This window comes from Westiellopsis prolifica IICB1 (assembly GCF_004323185.1).
GTDB classification, from domain to species: Bacteria; Cyanobacteriota; Cyanobacteriia; order Cyanobacteriales; family Nostocaceae; genus Pelatocladus; species Pelatocladus prolificus_A.
The window spans coordinates 2,154,279-2,168,368 of the sequence record NZ_NAPS01000001.1; the positions used below are offsets into that span (position 1 = coordinate 2,154,279).

At 37.8% G+C, this 14,090-nt stretch carries 16 protein-coding genes; 9 read left to right on the forward strand and 7 right to left on the reverse strand.

Annotated features, from left to right (window positions below):
- Window positions 1–54 precede the first annotated feature (54 nt).
- The 3 genes from B4U84_RS09145 to B4U84_RS09155 form a co-directional block, all read right to left on the reverse strand.
- On the reverse strand, window positions 55–1,383 hold the full coding sequence (locus B4U84_RS09145) for a flotillin family protein (protein WP_131117147.1): 1,329 nt from the start codon (window positions 1,381–1,383) through the stop codon (window positions 55–57).
- Window positions 1,384–1,546: 163 nt separating this feature from the next.
- Window positions 1,547–1,879 (reverse strand): NfeD family protein, encoded by a 333-nt coding sequence (locus tag B4U84_RS09150; protein WP_044447514.1) that lies wholly within the window; start codon window positions 1,877–1,879, stop codon window positions 1,547–1,549.
- A 12-nt stretch (window positions 1,880–1,891) separates the two neighbouring features.
- Entirely contained in the window at window positions 1,892–3,379 is a 1,488-nt protein-coding gene (locus B4U84_RS09155) for a TIGR04222 domain-containing membrane protein (RefSeq protein ID WP_242677581.1), read from the reverse strand.
- A 440-nt stretch (window positions 3,380–3,819) separates the two neighbouring features.
- Between B4U84_RS09155 and B4U84_RS09160 the strand changes: the two genes are divergently transcribed.
- The 5 genes from B4U84_RS09160 (at window position 3,820) to B4U84_RS09180 (ending at window position 6,172) form a co-directional block, all read left to right on the forward strand.
- Window positions 3,820–4,092, forward strand: coding sequence for a prevent-host-death protein (locus B4U84_RS09160; RefSeq protein WP_131117150.1), 273 nt, complete (start codon window positions 3,820–3,822; stop codon window positions 4,090–4,092).
- 1 nt (window position 4,093) lies between these two features.
- A complete protein-coding gene (locus tag B4U84_RS09165; RefSeq protein ID WP_131117153.1) occupies window positions 4,094–4,489 on the forward strand; it encodes a type II toxin-antitoxin system VapC family toxin in 396 nt (131 codons plus the stop codon).
- A gap of 136 nt (window positions 4,490–4,625) precedes the next feature.
- Window positions 4,626–5,051 carry a putative toxin-antitoxin system toxin component, PIN family gene (locus B4U84_RS09170; protein ID WP_131117156.1) on the forward strand — a complete coding sequence of 142 codons (426 nt, stop codon included), beginning with the start codon at window positions 4,626–4,628 and terminating at the stop codon, window positions 5,049–5,051.
- Window positions 5,052–5,057: 6 nt separating this feature from the next.
- Window positions 5,058–5,276, forward strand: coding sequence for a toxin-antitoxin system HicB family antitoxin (locus tag B4U84_RS09175; protein WP_044447505.1), 219 nt, complete (start codon window positions 5,058–5,060; stop codon window positions 5,274–5,276).
- Window positions 5,277–5,743: 467 nt separating this feature from the next.
- On the forward strand, window positions 5,744–6,172 hold the full coding sequence (locus B4U84_RS09180; RefSeq protein ID WP_131117159.1) for a hypothetical protein: 429 nt from the start codon (window positions 5,744–5,746) through the stop codon (window positions 6,170–6,172).
- A 191-nt stretch (window positions 6,173–6,363) separates the two neighbouring features.
- On the opposite strand, the gene B4U84_RS09185 is transcribed toward B4U84_RS09180, so the two are convergent.
- The gene (locus tag B4U84_RS09185) at window positions 6,364–7,182 is read right to left on the reverse strand and encodes an SDR family NAD(P)-dependent oxidoreductase (RefSeq protein ID WP_131117163.1); all 819 of its coding nucleotides are present in this window, start codon (window positions 7,180–7,182) and stop codon (window positions 6,364–6,366) included.
- Between the two features lie 358 nt (window positions 7,183–7,540).
- Here B4U84_RS09185 and B4U84_RS09190 point away from each other — a divergent pair, with 358 nt between their 5' ends.
- Both B4U84_RS09190 and crtW read left to right on the forward strand, forming a co-directional pair.
- Window positions 7,541–7,732: a chlorophyll a/b-binding protein gene (locus B4U84_RS09190; RefSeq protein ID WP_016859136.1), complete on the forward strand. Its 192-nt coding sequence runs from the start codon at window positions 7,541–7,543 to the stop codon at window positions 7,730–7,732.
- A gap of 120 nt (window positions 7,733–7,852) precedes the next feature.
- Window positions 7,853–8,605, forward strand: a complete 753-nt coding sequence (gene crtW / locus B4U84_RS09195; RefSeq protein ID WP_131117166.1) for a beta-carotene ketolase CrtW — start codon at window positions 7,853–7,855, stop codon at window positions 8,603–8,605.
- A 365-nt stretch (window positions 8,606–8,970) separates the two neighbouring features.
- On the opposite strand, the gene B4U84_RS09200 is transcribed toward crtW, so the two are convergent.
- A complete protein-coding gene (locus tag B4U84_RS09200; RefSeq protein WP_242677582.1) occupies window positions 8,971–9,663 on the reverse strand; it encodes a DUF2834 domain-containing protein in 693 nt (230 codons plus the stop codon).
- A 614-nt stretch (window positions 9,664–10,277) separates the two neighbouring features.
- On the opposite strand from B4U84_RS09200, the gene B4U84_RS09205 reads away from it, so the two are divergent.
- On the forward strand, window positions 10,278–11,153 hold the full coding sequence (locus B4U84_RS09205) for a CHAT domain-containing protein (protein WP_131117169.1): 876 nt from the start codon (window positions 10,278–10,280) through the stop codon (window positions 11,151–11,153).
- Between the two features lie 17 nt (window positions 11,154–11,170).
- Window positions 11,171–12,127, forward strand: coding sequence for a hypothetical protein (locus tag B4U84_RS09210; RefSeq protein ID WP_131117172.1), 957 nt, complete (start codon window positions 11,171–11,173; stop codon window positions 12,125–12,127).
- Between the two features lie 74 nt (window positions 12,128–12,201).
- Here B4U84_RS09210 and hrcA read toward each other — a convergent pair whose 3' ends face one another.
- Both hrcA and B4U84_RS09220 read right to left on the reverse strand, forming a co-directional pair.
- Window positions 12,202–13,293: a heat-inducible transcriptional repressor HrcA gene (gene hrcA, locus B4U84_RS09215; protein WP_131117175.1), complete on the reverse strand. Its 1,092-nt coding sequence runs from the start codon at window positions 13,291–13,293 to the stop codon at window positions 12,202–12,204.
- Between the two features lie 336 nt (window positions 13,294–13,629).
- On the reverse strand, window positions 13,630–13,977 hold the full coding sequence (locus B4U84_RS09220; RefSeq protein ID WP_131117178.1) for a rhodanese-like domain-containing protein: 348 nt from the start codon (window positions 13,975–13,977) through the stop codon (window positions 13,630–13,632).
- Window positions 13,978–14,090: the final 113 nt, after the last annotated feature.

The following is a 14,090-nucleotide window of genomic DNA, read 5'->3' on the forward strand; positions in this document are numbered from 1 at the left end:
CCCGATCCCCGATCCCCGATCCCCGATCCCCGATCCCCGATCCCCAATCCCCGATCACTCCTGATTAAGAGTTCCCGTTACATCAATACCTAATGTCCGATTAACATTTTCTAAAAATTGCAACACAATCTCTGGGTAAACATTAACTAAGCTAGCCAAAGATTTTCCATCGCCGTTGTCAATCACATTCACTTTATCGATTTGAATTCGCTGGGGAATTTGGACTGCTTCTTGTAATACCATTTCGATTTGTTGAATTAAAAATAATTTCCCAGCTTCTGTTCCTGTTTGCTGCCAAACTTGGGAAAGAATATCGTTGACTAATGCTGCTGCTTTCGCATTTTCTTCTAATACGGCGGCTTTACCTCTAGCATGGAGTTCTTGGGCTTGAGATTGGGCTAAAGCTGGTAAAACTGTATCTGCTTGTAAACGCAGACGTTCTAATTCAGCTCGTAATGCTTGTAGTGCTTGTTCGGCTTTGGCTTTCTTTTCTTGGGCTGCTGCTTTGGTAATTTCTTCTTCAGAACGGGCTGTTTGTTCTAATTTGGCTTTAATTTTACGTAGTTCGTTTTCTTTTTCTAAAACAATAATTCTGTCTTGAGTTTTAGCAACTTGGGCGTGTTCTTCACATTGGGCTTCTACTTGTTCTGCTTGGGCGATCGCATTTGATTCGGCAATTTCTGCATCTCTGAGAATTAAGGCTATTTGTTTACGTCCCAAGGATTTGAGATAATCAACATCATCAGAAACACTTTGAATTTTTAAAGTATCGAGTTGTAATCCCAGTTTCGCTAAATCACGACTGACATCAGAAGCGATGCGTTCTGCAAAACTTAGTCTATCTTCGTTGAGTTCTTCTGGTGTTAAAGTCGCCACAACACCCCGCAAATATCCTTCTAGAGTTTCACGAGAAACACGCGCCAACTCTGAACGATCGCGATCCAAAAAACGTTCGATCGCATTACCCACCACCCCCGGATCAGTGGAAATTTTCACATTGGCGATCGCTTGAATATTTAAAGGTGTCCCCCCTTTAGCATAGGCGTTCCGTACCTCCACGCGCACAGGCATTGTTGTTACATCCATGCGTTTAACAGTTTCCACAATCGGAATCCGCATCGCACGTCCACCCACCAAAACCCTGTAACCTAATTGTTGTCCATCCTTGTTTCGCCACTTACGTCCCGAAAGAATCAAAACTTCATTAGGCTTGCAAATACACAAAAACGACTTCAAAAACCAGACAATAACAATAGCGCCAAAAATAGAAGCAGCAATCGGGAGACTAGTAAACAGTAACCCTTCTACCCCATTATCTCGATTTGTGATCACAGGACGATCCGCTGGAATTTGCCCGACTTGTACAGTTGCGATATTTTTCATAGTTAGTTGTAGCTGGTTAGTGGTTAACCAATAATCTCGGAAGTTCTAGTTTTAACCCTGAAAGTTCTAGTTTTAACCCGAAAGTTCTAGTTTCATCCCCGCTCCCCGTACTCTACGAGAAGTCGCTTACGCGTCTACGCGAAGCGTCTCCTCTGGAGAATCCCTAATCCCCAATCCCCAATCCCACCACCCAAACCCTATTACCCTTCATCCTCACAACAACAACGCGATCGCCTGGAAAAAATTCTTGATTTTCATCGGTGAGGGCGACAAAATCTACTAGGGAACCTTTGATATTAACGCGGATTTTTCCTGGGCTATTGTGATTGAGAGGAATTTCCACAGTTCCGTAAGAACCGACGATATTATCTATGCGTACAAGACTGTCTATTGCGAGACGTCGGCGTTTTAAAAAAATTAATAAAACTATGAACGCACCAGCTAAAATTCCCAAGGCGATTGCGATACCAGTAATTACTAAAATTGAATTCTTCATAAATTTTCCAACTTAACCGCCACACCCGCCACACCCGCCACATCCACCACCACATCCACCACCACAGCCACTACCATCACCACCACCACCGATCTCAACACTACTACTACTACTACTACTAGTGGTTGGCGGTACGAAGGCTTGTTTTAAATCTGCTAAAGAACCTATTAAGACTGCACTACCGAATAAAGCAAAGGCAAATGCAATGTCAGATGACTGGGAGTAGGATGAACGATAGTAATTGAGAGTGCGATCGCCAGATTGAGTCCGGTGTGGTTTAGCCAAGAGCGAGAATCCAACAATCGCGATCACAATGCACATTCCTACCAAAAAACCGACAGGTTTATCGCGGGAAATTCCCACGATAATTTTGCTGATTCCCAACATTAATAATACTAAGACGGGTGTTGCAGTTGCAATATTAATTATTTTTGCTTGGCGATCGCTAACTAATAAACCTTGTTTTTCTAAGTTTCGCCTAATTGAATTCGTTGCTGATATTACCCTTGTGCGGATAGTTTCAATCGGAGCATAATTCGTACCACTAATGCTTTCCTCAATCATTGCTTCTGTGATTGATTTTTCCAAAGGGTGACTATTGGCAGATGGAGCCTTTTCTAAATATAAATTCCGGTTTTTCGCTGATACTTTCAGAACTTTCTCTTGAACAAGTTTAGCGATCGCAGCATCTACGGCTCGATATGCACCACCATTTAAATATGCTAATTCATAAGCATCTAGAGAGCTAGATTCACCTAGATAATTCTTCCCAGATGTTCGGAAAAACCAACGCAAGCTTATAGCGCACACAAAAGTAAAAATTGCTAGCAAAAAATAAAACCAGAGAAATTCCGAGCCATTTAAATCCAGTGGATTAGTAATCGTAGCTGCGAATAAAGGCTCATTGTTTGCTATTATTAATCCCAAGGAAAATGGGATTAATAAAACTGGTGATATATTTCCTAAAGCGCGTGGTCTCAAAAAATCTAAATTTATCTTTGGAAACTGGAATAATGATTTAGGTAAAATCCAGTTTTCTTGAAGATTCACCCGCACAAACTTGCTATCACGACCAAAACGAATATGTGGTGATGACCAAATATCTGTTGGTGGAATTTGCCCAAAAAAATGCTCGTAACTTGCCAAAGTTTGAATATACAAATCTTGGTATTTATGATGTTCAACGCTACCGCCACGAGTCGGGTTGTGATGCAGTGGTCTTTGTAAAACCTTTGAACAAAATTCGTTCCAATAAGATTGTGTATAAGTTAGGTGGAGATGCCAAACTTGATCTACTTGTTCTGATGGCGTTACCGTATGTCCTGCAATTATTGATAAAAAAGCAAACTTTTTATACTCCTCAATTGCCCGTTTTGTATACTCAGCACTCCAACCATTTTCTTTCGCTAATTTCTTGCTGAACGGAAAAACAGCATCCTTTTCGTCTAAAGAAAACTCTTGAATACGTGTATATAATTCTGCTTGTTGAAGATTCATCATTTTCCTATCATCCAGTATTCACAGAACTCTCCGAATTGGCGCCTTGGTTCTATAAGTTCTTCAGTTGAGACAGGAAAAATTTATTGTTTTGTTTACATAAATTTACAATCAAGCAATAATCAAGCCCATCCGAAAAGCAGCCACTTGAGTTTGTAGCTCTATATAGCAGTTCTACTATTTGATTAGTGAAATCATCATCAGGGTTGTCAATAGTCACTTTTGAATGGCTGGTGACGCCACATGCTTTATGCCGACGGACTTAACCCCATCGTAGAAGAAAATTATAGCTTAGAGATACCAGCACGAAGCGAACGCCCACATTAACCCCATCATCAAAAATGCGTTCGCGTAGCGGCTCCTTTGGAGCATCGCTTAGTAAAATAAGTTAACTTGAGAAAAGCCTTTATATCCAATACTTCCAAAACTTGGAGGTTTTTACCATGAAATGGACACTTGAAGAAGCCGAAAAACAGCTACCTTCAATCATTAACGCGACTAGTCAAGAACCTCAGCTAATTTATACTCAACAGGAATTAGTGGCTGCAATTGTAGATCCTGAGCTTTTTCAAGAATTTTTAAACTGGCGGCAAAAAACAGCGAAAACATCTCTAGCTCAAGTCTTTAAAGAACTTCAGCAGTTATGTACTGAAGAAAATTATACTTTAGAGATACCACGACGAAGCGATCGCGACAATCCTTTTACGGAAGAATAGGATGAGTCACCTTTGTGACACAAATATAATCAGTGAATTAACTCGCCCAATGCCAAATCCAGGGGTAATAGCATGGAGCGGGACTGTGACATGTATTAACTTAAGTGTCATTACAATTGAGGAAATTTATTATGGTTTAACAGCCAAACCTAATGCTAGAATCCAAAGTTGGTTTGAAAACTTTCTCTTCACTCACTGTCAAATTCTTCCCATCACCTCAGAAATTGCCCAGTATTCGGGTGAATTGAGAGGCTTTTTGAGAACCCAAGGTAAACCGCGCTCGCAAGCTGATATATTTATTGCGGCAACAGCTAAAATACATTCTTTAACACTTGTTACTAGAAATATTAAGGATTTTGAGGGTTGTGGTATATCCACATTGAACCCATTTAGTTGAATCTTTACAAAAAGTGCGTAGAAGCTCTGCTTCTTGTCGTCAGACATCGCTCATTTGACACAGTTGCTATAAATGCGATCGCTTTTGAGTCTTTTGATAATAAATCTTATGATAGCTTATATGATATCATAATTACATGGCGATTAAAATTGTAATTGATACTAGCGTTTTTATTAGTGCGCTGATTAGCTCTAAAGGATCTAGTCGAGAACTCATTCGACGCTGCTTGCAAGGAGAATATCAGCCTTTGATGGGAAATGCTTTATTTTCTGAGTATGAGTCAGTGATTCAGCGAGAAGAAGTTATTACTAAATGCCCTTTAACTAGTAAAGAAATTTCGGCTTTACTTGCATCATTAATGAGCGTAAGTCAATGGATTTATATCTACTATTTATGGCGACCGAATTTAAAAGACGAAGCTGACAATCACTTAATTGAATTAGCAGTTGCAGGCAATGCTCAAATTCTAGCCACTCACAATGTCAAAGATTTCCAAAATGCTGAATTGTTATTTCCTAACTTATCAATATTAAAACCTAAAGAAATTATTATTAGGAGTTAAACAAAGATGGCAACTTTAACTATTCGTTTACCAGACGATAAGCATAATAGATTGAAAGAACTTGCTCAAGCCAAAGGCATAAGTGTCAACAAGCTAATTGAAGAACTTTCTACCATAGCTTTAGCAGAATTTGATGCCTATACAAGATTTAAAGCAATGGCTGCGATTGGCGACCCAGAAGAAGGCTTAAAAATACTGGCTAAACTTGATGCTCTGACAGAATAGAGATGATAGCAAGATTATATAAACAATGACCAAAGCGATCGCCCATATCAACTTCATCATCAAAAGTGCGTAGGCGTAGCCCGTCGTAGACATCGCCCAAATCAACCCCATCCTTAAAAGTGCTGCCCGTTCCCTGTTCCTTCTTTAATGGTTATAGAGATAAGAATCATGAGATTTAGTAAGCAAACCGCAGTTTGTTTTCTCAATTAGCTTAAATGTTTTCTCCTAAAGGTGTTTTCAGCAAGCAAACCGCAGTTTGCTTTCTCCTAAAGGTGTTTTCAGCAAGCAAACCGCAGTTTGCTTTCTCAATTAGCTTAAATACTTTCTCATTTCAGTATATTCCGTATTTATCCCAACTATCGCTTGTAGCAAAAGTTGTTGCAGATTTGCCAAAATTCTCTCAGGCTGATCTATACGGGTATCATTTAAAGTAAATAATGTTACTATAGTTTTTACAAGGTGCGTATATGAGTCGTAGACAAAGAAGTTCTACAGTATTACAAAAAGCAGTGCGTCGTGCCGCTGGTATGAACTCAATTGATCCAAATCTAGATGTGGGCAGTGGACTCACCCTAACAGCCTTATCAACTCTCATTGAGACAATGCGAACTAAAGAGAACGCATACAACAGCGCCCTTGCCAACCTGGATAAATTGTACACTGACATGCTTCAAACAGAGCGTGAATTAGGAGATATGACAGAGCATATGCTGATGGGAGTTGGGGTTAAATATGGTAAAAGCAGTGTAGAGTATGGTATGGCGGGAGGAGTTCCAAAAAATCAACGCCGCAAAGGACTGCGAGGCGAGTCGCCAAAATCTAGTTCACAGCAACCGTCATTTGTTGCCAGTGTAGAGGGTAACGAAAATGGAAACCAACCAATAGCGACAAGCTAGGATGCACACATGACACAAATTTTGTAAAGTGCAAATCTTGCGTAGAAGCTTTGCTTCTTGTCGCCAGACATCGCTTTGATGAGAAACTGTAATCATGCACTTGGCGATCGCACCAAAAAATTATCTTCTTAACCTGTTCTCTGTTTCCGGTTTTCACGAGTAAGTTCACCGAATCAAACCGGATTCCTATATTATTTATCTTCATTTTTAAACACTTGTCGAGAAGCCCACTGAACTAAACCAGGAAATAAACGATTAATTGTCTGTGATAAATTCGCAGAACCAACAAACACTTCAGATTTATGGTTCTTAACAGCATCCCAAATGGTATTTGCTACATCTTCAGGTTTCTCTACCACCGGATTTTGGAAAAGATTTTCAATTTGTTGGCGACGTTTTTGCATATCTTGCTCATCTTTTCCTCTAAAAATAGCCCGTTCGAGGAAACTACTTTTAATTAAATTCGGATATATCCCACAAACAAAAATTCCTTTCGGTTGTAATTCTGCATGTAGCGATTCTGTTAAACCTGTGATGGCAAACTTAGTTGTACAATATGGCACTAAATAAGGATTAGGAACTTTACCACTAATAGAACTGACATTAACAATGGTTCCTTTTCCTCTAGAGAGAAAATGAGGCAAAAGTAAATTAATCGTGTGAATATATCCCCATAAATTTGTATCGATAACCTTGTGCCAATCTTCCAAAGAAAATTGCTCTACAGGCCCTTCTACAAATATACCTGCATTATTCACCAGCACATCAATATAACCATAATGATCCAATGCATTGTCTACCAATGCTTTTACCTGAGATGGATCTGTAACATCGCAAGTAACTGTCAATGGTGCTGTTCCACCAATACTTTGTATTTCTTGAGCTGTAGATTGCAAGCGATCGCCATGACGGGCTGCAAGTACAAGATCATATCCTTTACGGGCAAATAATAAAGCTGTTGCTTTACCAATACCTTCAGAACCGCCTGTAATTAATACTGTAGGAGCCATATTTTCTCACTAAAAAACTATTCGATGTTTTTTAGTTTGATGAAAATTTTATCTAAAAACTTCTGACTTTTGTTAGATTTTAATAATAAAATAAGACTTTACCATGATAATTTTGCGTAAATCTAACTTCTTAAGCAAATTATATGTAATTAATTGTTGATTTGAATACTTATCTTAAGATAAAACATCTCTAATTGTTAATTCATTCTCTATAGAATATAGTGATGCAAATAACTCCTCTTATTCTATAAAATCTCAGTCTTTAGACTTGTTTATAATTTGACACTATAGATAGATAGCACTACATGAATGGGTAAATACTATGAAAAAGTAATTTAATGCGTAAGGAAAATTAACAATGGGACTTTATCCTAGTGACGCAACAGAAAAAGCATACAACGGTAGCGATCGCAATGCAGTGAAGTTTGGTTTTACTCCTCAATCTGAACTTTGGCAAGGACGTCTAGCAATGATCGGTTTTATCGCATATTTACTTTGGGATCTCAAAGGTTATAGCGTCCTACGTGACTTACTCCAAATCATTCAATAAAGTGTCTTGCAAAACTAGTGTGGGTTAGTAGTGAGTGCTTAAGCGCTCACTATTAACCCTTCAAAGTTAAGTTAGAAGACCACTAGTCAAAAATTTAAGTATCTTTTGGAGTAAAACATAATGTATTCAAAACATATATCTCATAAAATAATTGATAGTATCATAGGGCTTTTAATTGCTATATTAATTATAAGTCTATGGACAACTAGTTTAATTTTCTTATTTTCAATCAATATTTCCGAATTGAATATCTTAGAATTAGTGCTTGCAATTTTCTTCCAGACTTTTTTGTTTACAGGATTATTTATCACTGCCCATGACGCGATGCATGGAGTCGCCTTTCCTCAAAATATCAAAATCAATCACCTGATGGGAACAATATCCCTGTTTATTTATGGTTTTTTATCTTACAAATTACTATTGAAAAAGCATTGGATGCATCACAATCATCCTGCTAGCCAATTAGACCCCGATTTTCATGATAGCAAGCATAAGAATTTCTTTGCTTGGTATTTTTATTTTATGAAAAATTACTGGGATTGGGGACAAATTCTCACTTGGATCATTGCTTTTAACGGAATTAATTATATACTGCACATACCAAAATCTAATCTCACATTATTTTGGGCATTACCTTCATTATTTAGTTCATTACAATTATTTTATTTTGGTACATTCCTGACACATCGCGAACCTATTGAAGGTTACAGTCAGCCTCATTATGCTGAAACTACTTCATTACCAATATGGTTGTCATTTATTACTTGTTATCACTTTGGCTACCACCAAGAACATCACGAATATCCTCATCTAGCTTGGTGGCAGCTACCAGAAATTTATAAAATTAGACGAGCAATCGATATGGAATTTTAGTAATATCAATTCAAAAAAAATGGGAGCATTCCATTTTTTAAAATGACCGCTAATACCATTTCACGTTAATCACGATACACATAAATTTTGTCCCAGACGCGATATATCGCGTCTTTACACCATTTGTATTTGTATCAGGGTTTTAGTGAAATGTTATAATACCGATTTCCCTTAAAAATGAAACATATTTTTTTGTAGAGACGCGATATATCGCGTCTGGTACATTATTTATGTGTATCGCGATTAACGTGAAATGGTATAAGGTTTTAAACCGTTAAAAGACGACTCAAATAAATCAAACAGCGATTTCAATTTCAGGCGGATTTTTGGAAAATTTGGAATGCTCCCAAAAACATTGGTAATCCCTATTGGGAAACTTCTGGCAAAGATGGACGTATGCACAAATATAGCAGAGAGCCAAATAATGGAATTAAGGCGAACAGCCAAAATATTCCAGAACTTTTCCAACCACGTCGTCGCGTCATATCATCTCTTAATAAAGTAGGAAATAACACACACAGCAGACAAAAATCACAGCTCATCACATTGATAAAACGGCTAGTTTGCCACTGGTGGACAAAATCACTCCAATCTCCTTGTCCAATACCATAGCCAACTAAAATTGCCGCCCCAATAGTCAGAATAATACCCGTCCAGCGAGAATCTAAGAATTTAATCAAGATATTTTTTTCGCCAGAAAACTGTGTATTTGGTTCTCTCAAAGCCAAATAGGGTAATAAAGCAAATGCGCCAACACCGAAAGAAGCAGCAGCAAATGGCCAAGCTGGAATTTTTTGTCCTTTACCGTCAACAAACAAAACTGCACTGTAGACAAGAGGCCAAATACCCATAAGATTGAACAGTCCAATTACCAAGGGATTAATCCCTTGCCATCTACCAGTAGAAAGATTTTTAATTAACTCAAAAGTATCAGGTTGATTGGGAGGAGCAAGTAAGAAAGCATAAGCAATTAATCCTAACCAAAGCAACCCAAAGGTAATTTTCAGTAATCCAAAATTTTTTTCTTCAAATAGCGCTCGTATAGGTAATTTGATCACTTTTTTCCCTTTAAAAAATTGTTTGATTACTCCTTGTTTCACCGTTTTGATAGCAGGGATAATAAATCAAATATCCAATACCTGTAACCAACGGATTATAGGAGCGTTAAAAAATACCGCATGTTCAATACCAATTTTAAAAAAGAATGCGACAGATAGACTTATAAAACTCTTATGCACAAAGAATTTGCCAATCTAAAATCTAAAATTTTATAAGTAACCTATAGTACCTTGGCTTACGCAAGTGTGATTAGCGATCGCCATGGGTGGAAAAACTTTTTGGTTTACTGTTGAGAGAATTTTTTCGGAATTGCCATGTTTACTTTTGTAGGTTTATGCATGTTGCAATTAAGCACATAAATATCAAAGCAACTAAATAAACAAATACACATTCCCATTACAAATGACTTAAAGAAACGGTTCCATTCTATCTGCATCATGTAGAGTAAAAATATGAGCCAAGTAGTCATTGAGCTAATCGAGCAATGGCTGGAAAGCAACGAATTTCGCCAATTTTGGGAGACAAAGAGGTAACAAACCCAAATCCCATGGTTTAGCTATTGATAAAAACCAGTTGAGTGAGAAATCTGATCAATTAGAACTGGAGTAAGCTCATGAAGCAAACAATCTTAATTTTGACAGCAAATCCTAAAGGTACAACACCGCTGCGTTTGGATGAGGAAGTGCGTGAAATTGATGCTGGATTGCAGCGATCCACACATCGCGATCAGTTTGTTTTAGAGCAGAAATGGGCAGTACGACCGAGGGACATCTCTAGAGCTATGCTCGATATCAATCCGCAAATTGTTCATTTTTCTGGCCATGGGACAGGAGATGAGGGTCTAGTCTTTGAAGATGAAACTGGACAGGTAACGCTAGTCGATGCAGAAGCCTTAGCGGGACTGTTTAAACTGTTTGCAGATAAAGTTAAGTGTGTTGTTCTTAACGGCTGTTACTCTCAGGTACAAGCTCAAGCGATCGCTCAACATATTAATTATGTAATTGGTATGAAAAAGGCGATCCCAGATAAAGCTGCAATAGAATTTGCTGTGGGTTTTTACGATGCTCTCGGATCTGGGCGACCCGTGGAATTTGCCTACGAATTTGGTTGCACTGCAATTCAGTTGGCTGGTGTTCCAGAGCAACTAACCCCGATTCTACAGAAAAAGCTAAATATTGATCAGGATGAATCTGACGAACCTGACGATTCTGACAGAGATATACTTACAGAACTATTAATACGTAGCGGACGGGCAGAATATTCAGCACGAAAAGCATTTTGTATAAAAATTGGAATTGAACCCAATCAACTTGGATTTCTCAGGCAATCTACTGACACTGACTTTGCCACAGAGCTAATTGACTATTTGCATAATATAGATGACAAACAAGCTCTTTGTAAAATCTGCAAGGAACTTGAAATTGTATTTAAAAGAGGCAAATACTCGGCTGATTTAGAAAATATTAAATCAAAAATAAATTGTAAATAGTCTAAGAAGTTAAAAATATGTCAGAAGAATTAAACCAAGATGATCTAGAGACATTAGTAGACTTATTACTCATTAGCTCGAAAGTAAAAACACGAGAAGCACTATGTATAAGACTTGGAATCAGCTACTACAGACAACTTGGATTTATAAACGACCTCTCAGAAGAGAGTTTTGCTATAAATCTCATTAACCATCTATATGAAGTAGGAAATACCAAGGCTATTTGTCAGCTCTGTTGTAAGGAACTAGAACCGATTTTTAAGGGAGGACAACGTGAATCAATTTTAAAAGAAATTGTAGTAAAACTTAATTGTACTCAAGATAATAAAAACGATTTCCAAAATAGTGATCAAGCTCAACAAGATTTCAATCCACCTAAAGTTTCAAGAAAATTTGGCACAGTTATAACACAATTTGGTAAAAAGGAACGTTTTGGGGCTATTGTAATTGCCTTGATCTCGTCATTTATAGGAATATTTATCTATAAAAATCTTGGAACGACGCAGCTATCCAGTTCTGATGATCGCAATCAACAAGAGGTAACCCAACCTGTAAAACCTACCCTACCTCAAGATAAAAATCAGTTAATAGAACTAGCTTGGTCTAGCTTGATAAAAGTGGAAGAAACTAAAAATATAGATGATGCTAATAAAGGTATTGAGTATACCAACGAATGTATAGACAGATTTCAACAAGATGCAGATAATATTCAAGCAAAGCTTAAAGAACAAAATGAGCCAATACCACCCGTAGGCATAGTTTCCAAAGAAGAAAATCAGATTATTAATGGAAGAGGTGCTTTAAACGATACAGCTACCTGCTTATGGATTCAAGGTGAACTATACAGACTAACTGATCAAACCTCAAAAGCCAGAGATGCATATAACAAAGTGACAAAGTATACTTATGCTCGTACTTGGGATCTACAAGGATGGTTTTGGTCGCCTGCTAACGAAGCAAAAAAATATTTGTAATCAAGTAGATTGGCACAAATGTAAAGACCCGGAATTTGGCGTCTCTACTCGTTACGAGCGTCATTTATCCTTTGTCATGATGGATTTAGATCACTCAAAGCTTCTGATAAATACTCAGCAGCAGCAGTAACTAAAGCGATCGCTCCTTCGTAATCTAGGCGTGTTGGTCCCAAAACTCCCACACTACCTACCTGTGCTGAACCACGACGATAGGTGGAAGAAATTAAACTACAATTGCGAATTGGTTCTAAAGGATTCTCTGCACCAATCCTGACTGTTACTCGTGGTTTACCCACTTCCTCAGTCTCATTTTCCTCAAATATTAATCGCCATAGTTGCTCTTGTTCTTCCTCTAATAGTTGGATGATAGTTTGCACCTGTTGTAGTTGCGAAAATTCTGGTTGTCGCAAAACTTCCGCCATTCCACGCACCATTATTTGTGTTACCCCTGGTGTCAAGCTACGACGACTAAATTCTGCTAAGGAATTTTTTAAATATTCGCCATAGTGCTGAAATTCTCGATCTAAATCACTCCAATTCAGGTTAGCGACTTCTACCAAACTGCGTCCCCGTAATTGGCTATTTAAAAAGTTAGAAACAATTTGCAATTCCCTATCTATTAGTTCTGGATCAGGTTGTGTATCTTTATCTTTTAGTGGTAAATCTAATAATACTGAGTCTGTCTCATAACTATCTGTAACTACAATCAACATTACTCGCCCAGGTTCAATTTGCACCAATTGTAAATGTCGCAACAGTGCGCTAACATTTTGTGGCAAAGTAATCAAACTGATGCATCCACTCAAGGTCGCTAAAATTTGAGCTGCACCTTGCAAAAGATTTTCTAAACCTCTATCTTCCCAATTCAGGCGTATTTGTAGTGTTTCTTCTACTTTTCTAGCTAAAGTATCAGAAGGTGTGATCAACTGATCAACATAAATCCGATAGCCAGAGTCAGAAGGTACTCGCCCAGCAGAAGTATGGGGTTGATAAAGTAGCCCAGCTTTTTCTAACACACCCATGGCGTTACGAATCGTTGCTGAACTCACACCCAGATTGTACTCTTCTAGCAGAGCTTTGGAGCCAACAGGCTCTGCTGTAGCGATGTAGTGACGTACTGTTGCCTTAAGAATGTGCTGTTGACGATTAGTTAGCTGGACTTCCATACCTAAAGTTTACCAAAGCAAAATTTTAATTAGTTTTTGAAAAACAAAAATTATTAAATTGGGAAGCAAAAAGCATTATTATTAGTTAAGCAAAATAGTAAATTATTGAAGTATCTAAAAATACGTTACAACAGTTCTATCTTGTTAAATTCACAAAATTATATTTATTCAGTGATCAGTTATCACTTTTATTGGTGGGTGTAAGTCCCTGCAAATAGAACTTTTATGCATTTGTGGTGCTTATCTGCCCCCATCATAGGGTTGATAACAGTTTACTTACTATTCATGAACTCTTGAGTTCAGAATAGCAAAATAACCTGACATCGTCATTCTTCCTTAATACACAGGAATCGAAGGGTCAACTAACATCGAGTAAGCATCAATACCACCAGAAATATTTTTCACATTTGTAAATCCCTGATTCACTAGCCACTGACACATCTGAGCCGAACGAATGCCATGATGACAAAGTACCAGGGTTTCAGCATGTGGATCTAAGTGGGTATGGATTTCATTTCCCCATTCAGCAAATTGACTGAGAGGAAAATTAACAAAACCCTCAATGTGAGCGATCGCGACTTCTTGGGGTTCACGCACATCCACAAGCTGAATATTAGACTCACCTTTTGACAAATGTTGGGCAAGTTCTTCTACACTAATTTGGGTAATGGGTTGACTTGTCATCCGATTTGAGATTTTGGATTTGAGATTTTGGATTAACCGAAGCAAGCTGTAATGAAGTTTTTACAAACAATCCCAGATATTTCTTGGATATTATTTATGTTTGCAGAAAATCC